The organism is Pedobacter sp. MC2016-24, from assembly GCF_015223055.1.
Lineage (GTDB): Bacteria > Bacteroidota > Bacteroidia > Sphingobacteriales > Sphingobacteriaceae > Pedobacter.
The window spans coordinates 63,334-81,080 of record NZ_JADFBX010000009.1 but is presented as its reverse complement, the minus strand read 5'-3'; the positions used below and the strand labels follow the sequence as shown (position 1 = coordinate 81,080).

The 17,747-nt window shown below is 40.4% G+C and carries 17 protein-coding genes; 5 read left to right on the top strand and 12 right to left on the bottom strand.

Annotation, left to right across the window (positions count from 1 at the left end):
* Window positions 1-255 precede the first annotated feature (255 nt).
* On the top strand, window positions 256-1,425 hold the full coding sequence (locus tag IM797_RS19305) for a DUF5623 domain-containing protein (protein ID WP_194128815.1): 1,170 nt from the start codon (window positions 256-258) through the stop codon (window positions 1,423-1,425).
* 376 nt (window positions 1,426-1,801) lie between these two features.
* Here IM797_RS19305 and IM797_RS19300 read toward each other — a convergent pair whose 3' ends face one another.
* The 4 genes from IM797_RS19300 to IM797_RS19285 all read right to left on the bottom strand — a co-directional run bounded on the left by IM797_RS19300 (window position 1,802) and on the right by IM797_RS19285 (window position 4,614).
* Window positions 1,802-2,263, bottom strand: a complete 462-nt coding sequence (locus tag IM797_RS19300; protein WP_194128814.1) for a S41 family peptidase — start codon at window positions 2,261-2,263, stop codon at window positions 1,802-1,804.
* A 104-nt stretch (window positions 2,264-2,367) separates the two neighbouring features.
* Window positions 2,368-3,192 carry a hypothetical protein gene (locus IM797_RS19295; protein WP_194128813.1) on the bottom strand — a complete coding sequence of 275 codons (825 nt, stop codon included), beginning with the start codon at window positions 3,190-3,192 and terminating at the stop codon, window positions 2,368-2,370.
* 28 nt (window positions 3,193-3,220) lie between these two features.
* On the bottom strand, window positions 3,221-3,529 hold the full coding sequence (locus IM797_RS19290; RefSeq protein ID WP_194128812.1) for a DKNYY domain-containing protein: 309 nt from the start codon (window positions 3,527-3,529) through the stop codon (window positions 3,221-3,223).
* Window positions 3,530-4,155: 626 nt separating this feature from the next.
* Window positions 4,156-4,614 carry a hypothetical protein gene (locus IM797_RS19285; RefSeq protein ID WP_194128811.1) on the bottom strand — a complete coding sequence of 153 codons (459 nt, stop codon included), beginning with the start codon at window positions 4,612-4,614 and terminating at the stop codon, window positions 4,156-4,158.
* Between the two features lie 106 nt (window positions 4,615-4,720).
* Here IM797_RS19285 and IM797_RS19280 point away from each other — a divergent pair, with 106 nt between their 5' ends.
* From IM797_RS19280 to IM797_RS19270, 3 genes are all read left to right on the top strand, one after another.
* A complete protein-coding gene (locus tag IM797_RS19280; protein WP_194128810.1) occupies window positions 4,721-5,428 on the top strand; it encodes a hypothetical protein in 708 nt (235 codons plus the stop codon).
* A gap of 203 nt (window positions 5,429-5,631) precedes the next feature.
* Window positions 5,632-7,338: a trypsin-like peptidase domain-containing protein gene (locus IM797_RS19275; protein WP_194128809.1), complete on the top strand. Its 1,707-nt coding sequence runs from the start codon at window positions 5,632-5,634 to the stop codon at window positions 7,336-7,338.
* A gap of 30 nt (window positions 7,339-7,368) precedes the next feature.
* Window positions 7,369-8,235 carry an alpha/beta hydrolase gene (locus tag IM797_RS19270; RefSeq protein WP_194128808.1) on the top strand — a complete coding sequence of 289 codons (867 nt, stop codon included), beginning with the start codon at window positions 7,369-7,371 and terminating at the stop codon, window positions 8,233-8,235.
* Window positions 8,236-8,254: 19 nt separating this feature from the next.
* Here the strand turns inward: IM797_RS19270 and IM797_RS19265 are convergent, their stop codons facing one another.
* A complete protein-coding gene (locus tag IM797_RS19265) occupies window positions 8,255-8,773 on the bottom strand; it encodes a hypothetical protein (RefSeq protein WP_194128807.1) in 519 nt (172 codons plus the stop codon).
* Window positions 8,774-8,860: 87 nt separating this feature from the next.
* Between IM797_RS19265 and IM797_RS19260 the strand changes: the two genes are divergently transcribed.
* Window positions 8,861-10,027, top strand: coding sequence for a DUF3298 and DUF4163 domain-containing protein (locus IM797_RS19260; RefSeq protein WP_194128806.1), 1,167 nt, complete (start codon window positions 8,861-8,863; stop codon window positions 10,025-10,027).
* A gap of 2 nt (window positions 10,028-10,029) precedes the next feature.
* On the opposite strand, the gene IM797_RS19255 is transcribed toward IM797_RS19260, so the two are convergent.
* The 7 genes from IM797_RS19255 to IM797_RS19225 all read right to left on the bottom strand — a co-directional run bounded on the left by IM797_RS19255 (window position 10,030) and on the right by IM797_RS19225 (window position 17,747).
* Complete coding sequence (locus IM797_RS19255) at window positions 10,030-11,283, bottom strand: SGNH/GDSL hydrolase family protein (RefSeq protein ID WP_194128805.1); 1,254 nt, start codon at window positions 11,281-11,283, stop codon at window positions 10,030-10,032.
* Between the two features lie 96 nt (window positions 11,284-11,379).
* Window positions 11,380-12,138 carry a tetratricopeptide repeat protein gene (locus IM797_RS19250; protein ID WP_228098962.1) on the bottom strand — a complete coding sequence of 253 codons (759 nt, stop codon included), beginning with the start codon at window positions 12,136-12,138 and terminating at the stop codon, window positions 11,380-11,382.
* A gap of 4 nt (window positions 12,139-12,142) precedes the next feature.
* Window positions 12,143-13,960, bottom strand: coding sequence for a BatD family protein (locus tag IM797_RS19245; protein ID WP_194128804.1), 1,818 nt, complete (start codon window positions 13,958-13,960; stop codon window positions 12,143-12,145).
* Window positions 13,961-13,967: 7 nt separating this feature from the next.
* Entirely contained in the window at window positions 13,968-14,732 is a 765-nt protein-coding gene (locus IM797_RS19240) for a tetratricopeptide repeat protein (RefSeq protein WP_194128803.1), read from the bottom strand.
* 2 nt (window positions 14,733-14,734) lie between these two features.
* Window positions 14,735-15,769: a VWA domain-containing protein gene (locus IM797_RS19235; RefSeq protein ID WP_194128802.1), complete on the bottom strand. Its 1,035-nt coding sequence runs from the start codon at window positions 15,767-15,769 to the stop codon at window positions 14,735-14,737.
* 3 nt (window positions 15,770-15,772) lie between these two features.
* Entirely contained in the window at window positions 15,773-16,777 is a 1,005-nt protein-coding gene (locus IM797_RS19230) for a VWA domain-containing protein (protein WP_228098961.1), read from the bottom strand.
* A complete protein-coding gene (locus IM797_RS19225; protein ID WP_228098960.1) occupies window positions 16,764-17,747 on the bottom strand; it encodes a hypothetical protein in 984 nt (327 codons plus the stop codon). Before IM797_RS19225 ends, IM797_RS19230 begins: the two co-directional genes overlap by 14 nt.

Here is a 17,747-nt window from a genome sequence, read left to right as displayed (position 1 = left end):
TTATCATATTTATTCACTTAAACAAAAGACACATACGGTGTAAGTGAAAGCTTTTTAGAATATACGATCCAGACATTTGTTTAAACGCCATTTTTTACTGAGCTTTGATGAATGCTTCAAGCGGGAGCTTTCCATTCGTCATAGCAAAGCTCACAAGGCACCGCTCAAATAACTAAACGATTATCGAAACTCTTATTCTCGTTTCGAAATGCGGCAGGCGAATGACGTTTTTTCTTACGGGAGTTTGGAGGATAGATGAATCAACACTCAACAGGCATAACTGCCAGTACACTAAAGACACAAGCCAAGAAACTTAAAAAGGATCTCGGGATACCACACCACATAGCATTGAACCAAGTAGCAGTTCAGGCAGGATATCAATCGTGGAAGGACTACTTGACAAACACACCTCAAAATGTACGATCAAAATCCGTCAACACACGCCCCTCGGCACCGAAAATTCCAGTACTAAAATCCCAGGATCTATTTACAGGAGCAGTCATCGGTGAGCGGCCCAATGCCAGCATGCCAGTAGCAGATCACACTGAAATAGGTGCGCTGCTACAACATATTCTCAGCGTCACAGCATATCACAAAAGAGCAAACAGACCGGTTAATGACATCATCCTAAAATTAGACGAATGGCTGGGTTATGAATACAATGAACAGGAACTGCCCAATCAACAATTCAATAAGATCTACATGGGCGGCCGCTTTGTCGTTACAAGCCCAGTCCCCTCGGGACGTGAACAGGAAAAACTGAAAAGGCAACTCAGGAAAGTAAAATCAATTATTGAACGTTGCTATCATCACTGCTCACCAATAAATAAGCTCTTGGCACGCTTTGACTTGGCACTCAAAGCTCTATGTAACTGGCCAACTAGCATCAAAATCCCCCTTTACAAACAGAAAAAAACAAAATTGGTTCCAGGGACTTTCGTCAGAATGAAAGGTAGCAAAAAACTGATGATGGTATTTAGCCACAGCTTGCAAAGTAAAATCGTCGAAGGATATGGTGATGGCGGCACATTTTCAGCCGGCAGACATGAGGTTACATTGGTTAAAGACCCAATAGATCTTAGCCATTTCAAACCGCTAAGACTTTACCTTCCCTATGGCATGTGGGACTGCGAAGATGGCAGTCAAGTACTTTTCAATCGCGAGTTCTGCCCATTATGGATTAGAAGCAAGACGGGCGTAGTTTCTTCAGCCGACCCGTCAAAAACAATTGAACATACAAATAGCACCATATATTTTGGAGATCGAACAGCCCCCTACTATCTTGGTAACAAAAAACAGCTTGAAAACTGTGTTGCGATCCTGAAAGATTGGAAAGTGGAACACAAGCGCCCAAGAATACTTGATCTGATACCGGCTGCCATAGCTGCTGGAGATATTAGCATACTTGATCCGCAAAGATCTTAGAAAAACAAAGGTTAAAAAAGTCTTAAAAACTTAATATAAAGCTCCAAATAATCTATTTTGGAGCTTTATCATTTTCAATTTCTCTAACCATCGCCCTATCACCTTTCCTGCAAGTAACATCAAGGAATCTAGAGATAGCCGGGAAGCTGCAGTCGTAATTAAGCTAAGTGGATAAATATCAGTTTCGACACCATTACCTAGGTTGAAGTGTTAAATAAGTCAATGGTCACATGTGAAGGAGGAGAGAAAAGCTTTAAGATGACCTCATTTCTTTATAGTTATCAAAGAAATTGCAGTGTCTATAGCCGGATCACCCACACGCATATTTTGTAGAATTAAATAACGAAATTTATTTGCCTCTGGTGGATAAGCCATTTTAATGTGTGGGGAATGCCATAATTCTCGAAGTTTTCATGTAAACTTCGTTTGATAAACTAAATCTCCACCCGTTCGGTAGTTTTTTTTCAAGCCTGTCAGAAAATATCCCCTCGGTCGACGATCCTATTCTATCAAAATTCTTTAGCCCCATAGATGCCATTGCCAGAATCTCCGCGGCGCTGGCAGTACTACGACTTGTCAGCAACATAACTGGGCCAAGAAATCTTTGGCCTGAAGGACTCATATATGTAGGTGTAGCAGCAGAAAAAGTTTTTCCGAGCCAGGTTCTTTTGCTAAAAGCCATTGTTTTCTTATTGATGAAATGACTTAAAATTTCGAGAGCGAATCCATCATATCCTCCTCCATTAAACCTGATGTCCAGTATGATTCCATCAACATCTTTTAAGTCTGTGATTGCCCTATCCATAATTTTCCGTGCATGTTCAACTTCCTCGCTCATGTGTCTTGGATTGTTTCCAGCTTTCTGAAAGTATTCCGCAGGATAATCATCCCCCTTACCGAATCCGCTATTTTGTAATCATGAAAAAACAGCATCCAATTTACCTATATATAACCCACATTTTCCTTCGTTATTCCCCAGTTCAATAGTCCGTTTCCGTAAAAATCTCTACCCGAAAAGGTCGGTCTTTTCAAGTATCTGTTCAATAGCGCTGTTCGGAGCTTCAATGGGCTTACATCTGGAATTTTAGTGATAGAACTTCCGTCACTAATCTTTTGTGTTGGTAATGCGGCTTCTTTTACAATGTCTTCGGGTGCGTCGAGCGTTATGTGACCATCCTTGAATTTAGTGATAATTTCATTTAATAGCAGGTACAGATCTCTATCACTCATTTTCCTGTTTATTTTAGGTCTGTAATCCTTGTAAATCTGATCCCAATCTATGTTCCTTTTCTGAAAAAATGCATAATTCTCATTGAAAGTATGCCAGAAGACATTAAAATTATATATAGGATCCTTAAGTGCTAAATCACTCTGTATCTTACAAGACTTTGGAAGTTCTTTTAAACGAGTAAATGAATAAAAGTTGATTCCGCTATGGATGAGTAATGTGGCTGCAGTTAAACCAACAATGTCTCCAAACTCTTTAATGTTTTTTAAACTAATGGTCTTTACTGGAAGGCAGCTTTTTTTTGTGACATCATAAAATTCAATGTCTGTTTTATTTATACGAACAATTTGCCCATATCCATGCTTTTTCCAAATCCCTTGTATAACGGGTTGCGAGCCTTTTGAACTTCTTTGGTGGCATGAAATTAAATTGAATAATAAGCAAACGAGGATTAATTTCTGATAACGCATAAATAGGTTCTTAGAATTGAATATCACCAAATCTATCAAAGTTGGTGATATCACCGGAAACTTTAACATCTATTAACTTTTTAGCATTATTTCCTATTTACCTGATGAAAAGGTGGCCCGGATCAATGGGATTAGAAACGGAGTAAACCTGATACCTGTCCTTCCAAAACTCTCCCTTAAGATGGATAAAAGTCTGATAATCTTTTACAGGTAGTTTAGTAGCGCGTTTATAATAATAAGTTCCATCCCTGGATATGCCCGATTTTTCGTTCACAATTTCAAAATGACTGGCAACAGCACCAGTGATCATCTCTTTACCGTAATAAACCTGGTGCGCATCAATTGCATAGCCCCCTTCCAGCCTCCGGAAAGTCCTGCCCTCAGAGCCAGTAAGCTTCTTATCCATAAATAGCCATTTGCTCTATCTTTAGCCATCAATGTTCCAAGTGCCAACCAGGATGAAGTACTGGTGATTCCTAATAATTAAGAGGACTACTGATTCAGCAATAATTACTTACGTGAGGAGATCTCAACATACAATTTTAGATGACAAATTGATTTTCACTTCCAATTATAAATAAGGTGTTCGACAATCCTCAAAACAATAGCTTAAAAAGTTCTGACTTTCGTTTACTCTCAAACTTTCATTTTTGAAAAACTTAAAAACACTATATAATTAAAAGCATCAACGAATGTTATCAAAGTTAAAACCAAAAAAGACTAAACTATTAATAACCAAATAATTAACTCTATAAATTTAGACTTTCAAAATATGTTAAAATTGGCAACAAATTTTTGACTGTACCCCCTTCGGCTCCACCCAGAGGGGAATCACTTAAGATTCCCCTTTTTTTTCATAAATCAGATGGAAGAAGCAGCGCGCAATCCCTGGAGTATAGCAAAAGCCATAACCAAAATGGAGTTTAACAAAAACACAAATCCAATTTTCTTGTTTAAAATCAAGTTAGCGTAAAAGGAATTAGGCTAATCAGTAGCAGAAAAGCGCCCAGGTTAATCCGACTATTCTGTTCTCTAGTCAACAAACTTTTGTATCACTACTTTTATAAAAGTACCATCTATGTTGGAAACTACAGTATCCTTGTTGATATAATCTATTTTAAATTTTTCGTTGTCCAATTCGAAGTTATCGCTTTTTTGCTTATACCAAAGTTTTTTATAGCGATCGCGGCTTCCGTTGTAAAAAGAATTGCTGTCAGTAAGATTAAAAACTGCAAACCCAGACGATGTTGCTGATTTGTATTCAATTAAGTCGTCATTCTTATACCTGTAATAATCAGTTATGAGGTAGTTATTTCCATTCCATTTTAAATAACAATCTTTAAAATGGTCGTCATTTTTACCTCTTATCTGCGCGTCCATAATAATCGTGTAATAGTTAGTCTTTGCACCTCGTACCACTACGACCACAACAATTATCAAAAGCACAAATACTGCTAAGACAATTCCGTTATATTTACTATCGATTTTCATTTTTACAGAACCAAATCTACAGATTTAAGCAGAATTGCATAATATTTGTGTTATAACTTCTGATAAAAGATAAATCATTTTTCAGCCCTTATTAATAACATCCATTATGAGAAAAATTTCGATCACATTAATATTACTCCCCATATTATTTTTTTCTTGCCAGCAGCAAAAAAAGGATGATGATGTAGCTATAAACGATGAAGATATAAAGAGTCCAGAAGAATTGGTAAAACCATTTTTCGCCGATAACTATCCCGTTACAGAAAAAATGTTTGGAAAACCAACTTCGAACAGACCTGTCACCACCGCTCATTTACGTTCCGAAAACACGGCCTGGTTTACTAATGACAGTTTAAAGCAAACCCTGATGTTTGTTCTGTTTTCTGATAATTCAAGAATCGTCACGGCCTGTTTTGACAATGGCAATGCCCCAAGTGAAGTATTTTCAAATATGGATTTAAGTGACAACAATAATTATCCAGCCAGCAAAGAAGATCGTCTGCTTTATTTTAAGGAGTTTTTCGTGAGCGCAAAAAAAATAGATGATAAGTTCTTCACTTCAAACATGGGATTTAAAATAGGTGATTTGAAAGCAAAAGCCATTAAGCGGTACGGTAAACCAGACAGCATAAAAACAGTGGAGGGTTTTGAGAAATATTATTGGAATCCTGCAGGCGCACAAATTACCAGACAAAATGTCCCTGAAAAGGATTTATTACTCATAGATGAAAAGAAGCAATTCATTACAATGTATTTTAAGAACAATAAGTTGGCAACAATGATCCTCGATAATGCTCCCAGAGCTATACAGTAATTTCTATAATCTGGGATTTAAATCTTCCGCATCATTTTAAAAAGTTTATGATATTCAACAACTGACAGCCAAAATTTGGAATAAGCATAGGAGTGTCCGCAACACGTAATTAAAATATTACGAACGGCATTTTAAACCAAACAATTTTTCAATGGTCTTTTAATCAACCAAGCTCAGTATCCATCAAAAACTTTAGCGTTCCTATGAAAAAGCTTTTCCTTCTCTTGATCTCCTTGCAAGTCAGCCTGCAGGTGTTGGCTCAAAACTCCGGTTTCACCGCCGAGGCACTTGAAAAAAACATACAACAGGTAGTGCAGCAAGCGTATCAGGCGTCTGTGTACATCACGCCGTTTGATTCAATCGTAAAGAAAGCTGTTGGTGGTTCTTTTAGTGGCGTAGTGATTGATTCAGCCGGACATATACTATCTGCCGCCCACGCAGTGAAACCAAATAATTTGTATGAAATTACTTTCCCGGATGGCCGTAAATGTAAAGCAACAGGCTTAGGACGGATTCCTTCAAACGATGCGGCCATGCTAAAAATCATTGAGCCAGGTAGCTGGCCTCATGCCGAAATGGGTTGGTCTTCCTCACTCCTGGTCAACATGCCTTGTGTCAGCATTGCCTATCCCGGTAGTTTAGGTGCAAAAACACCAACAATCAGACTCGGTTACGTTGCTGAAGTAAAAACAAATGAAGGCTTTATTCGGTCTACCTGTTTGATGGAGCCTGGAGATTCAGGCGGACCGGTTTTTGACCTGAAAGGACGTGTCATTGGATTGCACAGTAAAATTAACCTCTCCCTGGATGATAATTTTGAAATCCCTGTAGATCTATATCGCAAATATTGGACGGCTTTAACCACAGCTTCAAGTTATACCGAACTTCCGGTTCCTGAGCAATTTGCCGCTGATCCCCAGGCTTTGGAATTAAAACCTGTACCAGAAATGACAGACATGTCGGCTGTTTTGAAAAAACTGGAAGCCAGGCTTAATCAGAACACCTTAACGATAAAAAGCAAAATTAAACGTGTCGAAACCTCCATCAATGGAACTTTGGTAAACCTTCAAGGTCTCGGTACTGAAAACCAGCTCAAAAACAAAAGCTTTTTGCTGAGCAAAAGCTCTATGATTGGCGAAGCGCCACTGGTGCAATTAAAGCCCGGAAAAATGGTTCCGGCAAAAGTTATCAGCAGAGATGAAAACAACGATCTGGTCTTGCTTGAAATAGACGTTAAACTTAAAGGAGGCATAGCCTTAGCAGTTTTTGCTACTGATTCCACCCAGCTTACACAATTGGGAAAATTCCTGATTTCTCCCCAGCCGCAGCAAACGGGTGTGATCAGTGTATTGGGTAATACGCAAGTCGCCATTGCAAAAGGACCAAATCCAGCATTTATAGGTATCACTACGAATGAAAAAGATGGTAAAATCATCATTTCTATGGTACAACCAAGAAGCCCGGCAAATATAGCTGCCCTAGAAACAGGTGATGAAATTGTGAGTTTCAACGGAAAAAAACTAGTCAAAGCAGAAGACCTCGCCAGAGAAATGGCACATTATAGAATAAATGATACGCTAAATCTACAATTGAACAGATCAGGTGTAGCCTACAAAAAGCAGGTGGTACTCAAAGCCCGAAGATTGAATGAACGCCATATTGCCTATCAATTTACAGATGGCAGAAGCGAAAGAAGGGATGGTTTTAATCAGGTATTGGTTCATGATGCCCGACTCAAACCTGCTGCCTGCGGAGGACCTTTATTTGATATGGAAGGGAAATTCTACGGCATCAACATTGCCAGGCTAAGTAGAACCAGTAGTCTCGCACTACCTGTAGCAGTGCTCAATAGATTTGTTAAAGAAGCTTTTCTACATACAAATCTGCAAACTATGCTCAGTTCTATTTAACTTTGGCCAATCTCCTTATTGATTGCCCCTATGAATAGAATGAATTTCATACCTTTTTTAATCTGTGCCTTTACCTTTTTCAATGCGCATGCGCAAGTCGAAACAAAACAACAAACCACAGATTTTGTACTTGGCAAGATCATAAAATTACACTCTCAGATACTCAATGAAGAACGGACTTTAAACATTTATCTTCCCGATGATTACCAAAAAGAGAATAAGTATCCGGTCATTTATCTATTGGATGGTTCTGCAGACGAAGATTTTATTCACATCGTAGGACTGGTTCAATACAATACATTTTCATGGATCAACCGAATCCCGAAATCAATTGTTGTTGGAATTGCCAATACCAACAGAAAAAGAGATTTTACAAGTCCTACCCATGTAGAAAAAGATAAAGAATGGGTACCCAATAGTGGCGGCTCTGCAAAATTCATCGATTTTCTTCAAAAAGAATTGCAACCCTTCATTGAAAAAGAATACTCAACCAATCATTCAAAAACCATTATCGGACAGTCCTTAGCTGGCCTGCTCGCAACTGAAATTTTATTTACAAAACCTCAGCTTTTCAATAAATATATTATTGTCAGTCCAAGCTTATGGTGGAACGACGGCAAATTGCTTAGCCAAAACCCGAGCATACTGCAAGCCAGTTATCCTAGCCCCACCGATATTTACATAGGTGTTGGAAAAGAAGGATCTATGGACGGTACTAAAAAACACATCATGGAAGAGGACGCCAAACTGCTGGCAGAAAAAATACAGAAATCGCCTTCTAAAAACATTAAAGTTCATTTTGATTATTTACCGGAAGAAGATCATGCCACTGTAACACATCCCGCTATATTCAATGCCTTCAGATTGCTCTATCCACAGAAACCCAAATCAAAATAATCCAAAAACACTGTAGAAATCAGCGCTCCAACAACCATTGATTTAAAACAGGAAGTACCTGTGCTTCAAAACCATGCAACTTAGGATGGTTAGATTTGGTATAAGAATTGGTTAAGATAATTTCCTTTGCAGCTGATGGATCCTTGAACTGAATGGCATAATAGTAGTTCACATGAGCAGATCCATGAGCAACAAGATAACTCTTCTTGACCGTGCTAAGTTCCGAAAACCGGGCAAGTAATCTGACGCCAAATACCGACTTTCTCAAAATGAGCTGTTTACTCCGGTCAATGATAATCCTTCTCCTCATTCTTGCGTAGGCAAATAAAGAAAGAACGAGAAAGAACAATCCATTTAAAAAAAGTAAATATGAACCTGGAGATAAGCTATTGCTATTGGCTGATTCAGCCAGAATATAAGAACCACCAGTCAGACAGGCGATAAAGAAAAAGAACAGCAGATAGAAAATGTATCGGGTAAACATACTAGGATAGATGACAATCTCATCGTCTGCTATTACAAAATTCTTTGCTGTCATACCGGATCTTTCTTCATGTAGTTATTTTTGCCAAAATCATGCCAACAAGTTCTTTATTTCGCTAAATTCGTCCTACATCAAAATCTTATGAAGTCAAATTACATCATCCCTTTCTGTATTTCCATTGCGCTCAGCGCTTGTCATGGTACAGACAAACAAAAAACAACAGCTACAAATAGCGTAGATAGTACTGCAACGCATGTTGCAACCGTACAAGAGCACCTTCCCTCGATTTTTTACAAAAGACTTCAGGGAATCATTGGCGACCAGAATGTAATCGTCCAATTGAGCAGAACCGGAAACTCCTTTTCCGGAAATTACGATTTTAACGGTAAACGATTGGATTTGGTAACAGATACAGTTATCGGGACAGATAGCCTTGTGCTAAAAGAAGAAAGTCTGCAATCCTACACTGAAAAAGCACCAAAAGGAGCTAAATTACATTTAAAATGGACGGGCAGCGCATTTGAAGGATTCAGGATGGACGGCAAAAACAAACAAAGCATCCATCTGGAAGAACGCTACCCTCAGGGAACCTACCCATTTGAATTGGCCGCCTACGAGGATTCACTCCAGGCATATCCGAAAAGAAAGAATAGCCCAATGGCGACGATTAACTTTCAGTATCTAAGTGCCAAGGGCAAAACCAGTCAGGAAGTCTGGCTGGATAAGCAATTAAAAAAAATAGTGGGATTTAAAAACCCGGATATTGCCTGGACTACAGGCATTCAAAAATTAGCTAAAGAATACCTCGAAGGCTATAAAGCCGATATGGCAGAAATCCCCAAAGAAGATGCTTTTTCTGCAACGTTAAACTATTCCCACGGACAGAACGTAACCCTGGAATACAATGAAAACGGCTATGTAGTCATTAATGAGCTGTCTGACGACTACTCCGGCGGTGCACATGGCAATTACGGCAGCAGCATCTATAACTTTGATGTGCAGAACCAAAAACTGCTTAAACTGAACGACATCGTTAAAATAGACTCTTTGCCTTTACAAGGCATCATAGAAAAAAACTTCAGGAAACAATATCAGATACCTGAGGGCGAAGGCCTTTCAACCCAGCTTTTTGATGACCATCTGGCAGCAAGTAAAAACTTCATTGTGGGTAGCCATGGACTTTCCTTTCTTTATAACCCTTATGAAGTTGCCAGTTATGCACAAGGTCAAATCCTGGTTTATATTCCTTATGCTGATCTAAGGAAACAGTTAAATCCAGACTTTGTAAAACGCATGCAAATCAACTAAACTCAGTTTGCCGGATCGTTTAACAGAAAATAAGCGATCCGGCATGCCGTACCTGCTGAGGATTTATTTTGCGTTCCGTTTAATGTCAACTTCAATTGATGCGGCCCCAATTTAAGGTCATCAGCAAATAAGAGGTACCAGGGCAAATGTAATTTTTTGCTCCATGGGGTATACAAATCCATTTCTGGGTACGCCTTTCCATCAATGGTATAACTTACAATCCCCACATCAGGCCCGGCCAGTACAGCAAAACCAATGGCATTACCGGTAAAATCCAGGGTAAAGGAAGCTCCTGGCTCCCTGGCCGACAAAACAGGAATGTTCACAAAACCCGCGCGACCGTGCGCACTGTCTGTTGGTTTCCAATTGCTGATCAATTCAAATCCCTTTAGGTTTGCAGCCTTGCTGATGTCCAGATACGTTCCCTTCGCATACACCAAAGGATCAGTTTTTTTCGGCAGGTCATGAGCAAGCAGTTTTTCAGGTACGGACTGATCAAAAGCCCGGCTCAACAACTGCTGTATACTTCGAAAATAAATGTTTTGTCCGAATGGTGAAGGATGCAAATTTTTAAAATCCCTTTCCCAGGTAAATTCTCCGGCATTGATCCGATCCCTGACCTCCCTGGCCAAATTGATAAAGGGCAACATAAATTTCTTTGCCAGCGCTTCATGCAGGCCGACTTCAGCAGGTACCTGCCCTGCGTTGTACGCTTTAATCTTATCAGGATCTACAAATGCCATCATCACAATATCAGTATATGGATTATGGGCAGTCAACTGCCGGATGATCCCCTCCAATGCCCTTCTTTGTGTAAGCGGCGGTGTTCCGTTTCCACTATCATTTACCGCCGACTCCAGGAACACCAGGTCAGCCCTCCCCTTCGACAACACATCATGATGAATCCGGAAAGCATGTGGTAAACTACCCAGTGAAGGGATACCCGCATTTAAAAAATTAAACCTGGTTTCAGGAAATTGTTTTTGCAGATAGTCCATCACCTGATCACGCCAACCCGGATTATGTGTAATGGAACCTCCATAAAAAACGACATTGATATTTCGTTCTTTTTTGATGCGGTACAAAGTATTACTCAAATTGCCATAACGACCGATGTAATCTTCAGATTTCAACAACTCCTGGTGGGTACTTCCAGGTTGCTGGGCTTTCAGTGCATTTCCCACCTGAAAAGATCCGATTAGCAAACCAAATAAAACACTGAAAATATAACGAAATGTAGTACGCTTTGGAATCATATGTGACCTGGATTTACAATATCCAAATAACAAAATATTACCCAGAGTTAACTACGCACATTTGGCTATATATTCAATGATTTTATCCCTTAGGACCTAAATCCCGGAAACATCCGACTGCCTGATCCAACCCAGGTTTCCATTAGGCAATTCCACCTTGATCCAATCTTCCTCACTTTGTCTGATGTTTACTTTTAAACCCGAATGAATGACAAACAGCGTTTTTGAACCTGCATTCGGACTTCCCTTGGCATCTACAGAAGCATTCATGACAATTGCCTGCTGTTGCGTAGTCAGGTAATGAGATTGTACCGCGGCAAGTATAAAAGTAACCAGACCTGCAAATAGCAGTACCAAACCCGAAAAGAAAGCGCCCTTCTTTGGTAATACCGGAATCAGGAACAGGTAAGCGATCAATAGTGCAAAGCCAATCAAACCCAAAATGACAGTACTGATTGCCAGCGTCTGTTTCGAAAATAAAAACACAACACTGCGCCACCACTCCGTTAAAAAAAACTCAGGTACCCGATCTATCTTATCCGTAATTTTTAAATTAGCCAGCTGCAGATTCAACTTGGCATCTACATCCCCCGGCGACATTTTTAAAGCTTTTTCATAATTCAATATGGCCTGAGGTATCTCTTCAAGCTTGTAGCAGGCATTCCCCAGGTTAAAATAAAGTGTGGCAGACTGGTAACCTGCATCCAGTACTTTTTGGTACTGATCTGCAGCTTCTTTATATTTTCCTTTGGCATAAAATTCATTTCCCTGCTTCAACAGGTCTTGCGGCTTATTCGCCTGCGTAAACAATGGCAATGCAAAAAGCAGGATGAAGGTAAACAGATTGTATTTCATACGGTTAAGCATTTTCGATGTCATTGATGATGTTTTTAGCTTTATCAAATACTTCTTGTTGTGATATACCTGAAACAGGTGCATAACGCGCCATTTCACAAAGGTTCAAGGTTTCCGTTAACTGTGCAATCCGGGCTTCGCCAACACCCGACTCCTCCAATCGCTCTTTAATATTCTCCAGACTTAAATCGGCAGCATCGATGTTAAATTTATGGCTCAAATAGCCATAAAGTCCTTTATAAATAGCTTCGTAAAATGCTTTCTCATTTCCACCCGACAATTGATTCCGGGCATTGGCCAAATGCTTGGATGCCATCTTATTGGCATTTCTTTCCCTTACTTTAACCTGGTCTTTGTTATTTTCGCGGTTACGGTTACGCCATACCATGGCGGCAGCGAAAGCAATCGGTCCGATTAACAGCAAGAAGTAATAGCCGATTGAGCCATGAAATTCGGAATCCGATTTGATCAGTCCCGAATCTGAGGTTCTGATGTATTGAATGTCTTTAGAAAGCAATTTAACATCCTGCTGATTACCTGAAGTAAAAGCTGTAACATTTGAACCTGGATCGCCTTTGGCAACTTTTACAGCAAATGGCTCAGCAGTTAATGTTACATAACGCTGTGTTGCAGGATTAAAATAAGAGAAATTGACTCCGCTAATCGTAAAATTCCCTTCGTGTCTGGGTATCAATAAGTAATCATATTGCCGGCTTCCAGACAGCCCACTCAAACTCTCCGTAATTTTATCGGTGATTTTAGGATCGTACTTTTCCACATCGGCCGGAAAATTCACCGCAGGCGCATTCATCAGATTCAGGTTTCCAGAACCCGAAATCTTCAGAGAATAATTGATCGCCTCATTCGCCTTCACCGCAGGTTTATCCAGACTGGCCTTCAGCGTGAAATTTCCAACAGCACCACCAAAATCTGCAGGTTTACCCGCTTCTGGCAATGGCTTTACCTGTATCGGTACTACTGCACTCTTAATTTTATACTTCGCATCTTTATAAGAGCCAAAAAACATATCAAAAGGATCGTTTGATTGCACGGCCTGTCTAACCAGGAAGGTCATGCCCAACGGATCCAATACCAGTTTCCCGGAACGTGTCGGGAAAAGAATAATCTGTTTCAATACCGCCACATTGTATCGGCTACCCTGATAGTTCTCGGTTTCCCAACGTACATTGGGATCGTTATTTTTTATCTCCTGACTCCAGAAACCGTTAAAATCAGGCAATTTATCAAGCGCATTGTCTACCAGTTCAATATTGGTATACAGCTTATAAGTGACCGTAACCTGCTCTCCCTGGAACGGGTTGGTTTTATTCGGAACGGCACGTATAAAGAGGCGCTTGGAAATGTCAGCAGGTTTTCCCTCTGGTTGCCTGTCCTGAACCTGCTGCTGGTTGTTACCACCACCCTGATTGTGTTGTTGAGTAACCGCCTGCCCCTTAACCACTTTAACCTTTACCGAATTGGAACGGATCTGTTTACCATTGACCACAACCGTGGCCGGACCGATCGTATACTCACCTTCCTTAACGGCCAATAAATCGTAGCTCAACGACAAACTCATGGTCGTATTGCCATTGATAGAGGTCATACTCGACGATTGATTAGGTCCTGAATAAACCTGGAAGCCATTAAACTGCGGTGGACTAAACTTTTCAATGTTACCGTTTACCGAAAAACTGATCTCAAATGCTTCTCCGGTACCCACCTGGTTCTTGCTAACCGATGCCGTAAACTTAATATCCTGTGCAGACAGTGCGGTTGTCCATAGCAACAATATCGAGAGTATATAGTGTTTGATGTTCATTTTACCTTTACCAATCTTTAACAATGCGTCCCTTTACCCCAGTAGCTTTTTTGTTCTTCAACTTGTCCTGAGTATTTTTTTCCTGCTGGTTCAAAGCTTCCAACATCCTTTCTGCATCGGCTTTCGACAACTGATTCGGCTGCTGCCCCTGCTGTTGATCTTTTTGATCCTGCTTATTTTTATCCTGGTCTTTCTTATCCTGATTCTTCTGATCTTTGTTTTGATCCTTCTTGTCCTGGTCCTTCTTATCCTGATCTTTTTTGTCCTGGTCTTTATTCTGATCCTTTTTATCCTGATCTTTCTTGTTTTTATCTTTATTCTTGTCCTTCTGATCCTGTTGCTGCTGTTGTTTCAGCTTTTCCTGGGCATAGGCCAGGTTATATCGGGTCTGATCATCCTTAGGATTATTCAGCAATGCTTTTTTATAGGCATCAATGCTTTCCTCCAGCTTTTTAGACTGAAATAAAGAATTTCCAAGATTATGATAAGCCTGTGCTTTTACCGATTTATCTTTTGCAGATCCTGCTATTTCTGTAAATTTCTGGGCGCTTAAATCAAACTTTTTTTGCTTGTAAAGGGCATCACCCAGGTTAAAATTACCAGGCTCAGAAGTTTTTGCCTGCGCCACTGATTTTTTATAGCTTGCTTCGGCTTCGGCATATTTCTGTTGCTCGTAAAGTTTATTGCCCTGGTGTATATACCTTTTCTCCTTTTGCCCGAAAAGTAATGTGGCAGGGGTCAACAGGCTGATGATAATGATTAATCGCTTCATGGTTATTTTACTTCAAACAAATTCACCTCGCTTAATTTCAAATTCTTCTTTCCGGAGATGAAAAACTCGGCCAGTAATAAAATCAGGGCTGCAATCAGGAAAAACTGAAAACGGTCTTCATAATTCTTAAACATCTTACTGTCGTAAGATTTTTTCTGCATGTTATTGATCTGGTCCATCACAATGTTCAGTCCGCTGTTTGCATTGCTCGCCCGCACATAAGACCCGTTACCGGCGACAGCAATTTCTTTACACATTTGCTCATTCAACTTACTCACCACAGTTTTACCAGCTTCATCGGTATGAAAACCTATTGGTTTTCCATGCTGATAAATCGGAACAGGTGCACCTGCTTCAGAGCCCAGTCCAATGACATGAATGGTTACGCCTTTATCTCTGGCGCTTTTTGCAGCACCTACCGCATCGTCCTCATGGTTCTCCCCGTCGGTCATTAAAATCATGGCCTTACTGGTACCGTCTACCAGGCTAAAAGATTTCATTCCCATATCAATCGCAGCACCAATGGCCGTACCTTGTGTAGGTACAATGTCTGTAGTAATGTTGTTCAGAAAAAGTTTAGCGGCCGAGTGATCTGTAGTAATGGGCAATTGTACATAGGCCTCTCCGGCAAAAATGATAATTCCAATCCTGTCGTTATGCGAGTTTTCAATCAATTGAGAGAGGGCACGTTTGGCATTTTCCAGACGATTGGGCGATAAGTCACCCGCCAGCATACTGTTGGAAACATCCAGCAGGATCATCAGATCAGATCCATTTCTTTTACCTTCTTCAATTTTAGTCCCGATCTGCGGATCTGCAATACCAATAACCAGAAAGGCATAAGCCACTACAAAACAGCTAAACTTAATCCCTGGTCTTGAAAAACTAACCTCTGGCATCATCTTTCTAACCGTTTCCGGATTCCCAAGTCGAAGCAGTGCCTTTTTCTTCCAGTATCTTACCCTAAAAAAGATAAAAATCAAGATTGGAATGCCTGCCAGGGCCCATAAAAATTCTATATGTGCAAAACGTAACATAATCTAAGTTAATGCTCCTTTAAACAGGGTGTTCTTTAATAAAAATTGAATCAACAACAGCAGCAATGCGACCAGTGCAAAAGGTAAAAAGGCTTCTGTTTTTTTATGGTACTGCGTAACCGCAATCTTAGCTTTTTCCATTTTATCAATTTGCTGATAAATCTGTTTTAACTTTTCGTTATTGGTTGCCCTAAAATATTTACCACCGGTAATGGTGGCAATATTGCTTAAGGTAGATTCGTCGATGGTAACCGGTACTTGTTGATATTGAATTCCAAATGGCGTTTTTACCGGATAAGGCGCAAAACCTTTGGTACCAATCCCAACTGTATACACCCTGACATTCATTTTTTTGGCAATCTCGGCCGCCGTAGCTGGGGGAATAGAACCAGTAGTATTCGATCCATCGGTCAGCAATATCACCACTTTGCTTTTCGCCTCACTATCTTTCAGCCGGTTTACGGCCGTAGCCAGACCCATACCAATCGCCGTACCATCCTCAATCATCCCGTTACTGATTCCTTTAAACAAATTAATCAATACATCATGGTCAATAGTCAATGGGCATTGTGTAAAACTCTCCCCGCTAAACACCACCAAACCAATCCGGTCATCCGGACGGTCTTTAATGAAATCAATAGCGATATTTTTACCCGCCTCTAAACGGTTTGGCTTTAAATCCTCCGACAACATGCTTCCCGAAATATCCGTGGCAATCACAATATCAATCCCCTCGGTTGTTGAATTTTGCCAACTAAAGGCAGTCTGTGGCCTTGCCAGCGCAATGATCAGAAAGATAAATGTCAATACAGTTAACACAATCCCATAATGTCTTAACCGCGTATATTTACTCTTCTTATTGGGCAAAAACCCTTTGATGGCAGACATGCGCAGGTTTCCCTGCATCTGCTTATTTTTCCAGACGTACCAGGCAATAACCAGGGGGATGATGATCAGTAACCAGAAAAACCCTGGATTGGCAAATTCGATTCCACTAAGCAGTTTCATTGTTGTTCTTTTGCACTTTATTTTCGGGTAATGGATTATTTTCTTTCGTTTGGGTAATAAAGCTGATGGCATGATCCATACTTTGCTCATTATCAGTATGCAGCGGCTCTGCTTTCGCGAATTTTACCAAATCGGCCAGAATCAGAATTTGACGTAAACTGTTGCGGCTCTGATCTGAAATTTCCAGATGCCTTAGCCCGGATAAAATCTCATCTGAGGTCTGTTCCATCGCATTCACCTGATACCTGTTTTCCAGATACTCTCGAATGATATCACTCAATTCACTGTGGTAAGCTTTAACTGCATTCTGCTGCCACAATTTACGGTCTTTCAAAGCTTTCAACTTATCCAGTGCCTGCACATGTGCCGGAATGATCGGTTTTGGAGCTTCAACTACTGGTTTTTGCTGACGTCTTTTGCTCAGGTAATACCATAAAGCGATCAATGCAGCAACAACAATTAAGGGAATGAGCACCCATGGCCAATGGTCACGTAACCAGTCCATCCAGGAATAAGAAACAGCCAGGGGCTCTTTAATGTCATAAATGGATTTGGTGGTATCTATTTTTACAGCGGTAATTTCCAGGGGAAGTGCATTCGTACTGAAAGATTGTCCCCCACTTTTAAAAGTGAAGGCAGGTACCATGTGTAACCCGGCTTCAAAAGATGTCAGCACATAACTTTGACTAATGGTTCGGAATGCTGGGTTTTGTGGATCAGCCAACGTATCTGTTTTCCCAGCCTGCACAATTTGTACTTTAGCAGAAATGGTATCTCCAAGTACCGGAAAAACAACGTCCGCTTTTGTTGGTAAATGAACACTCAGCCGGAGGTTCGTCTGATCGCCCAAAGGAATAGATGTGTGATCCAATTTGGCCGCCACTTTAACATCCTGCGCCATGCCCTGATTTGCCAAACCAATCAGGCCGATCATCAGACACCAGCTAAACTTAAAACTACGTTTCATCAT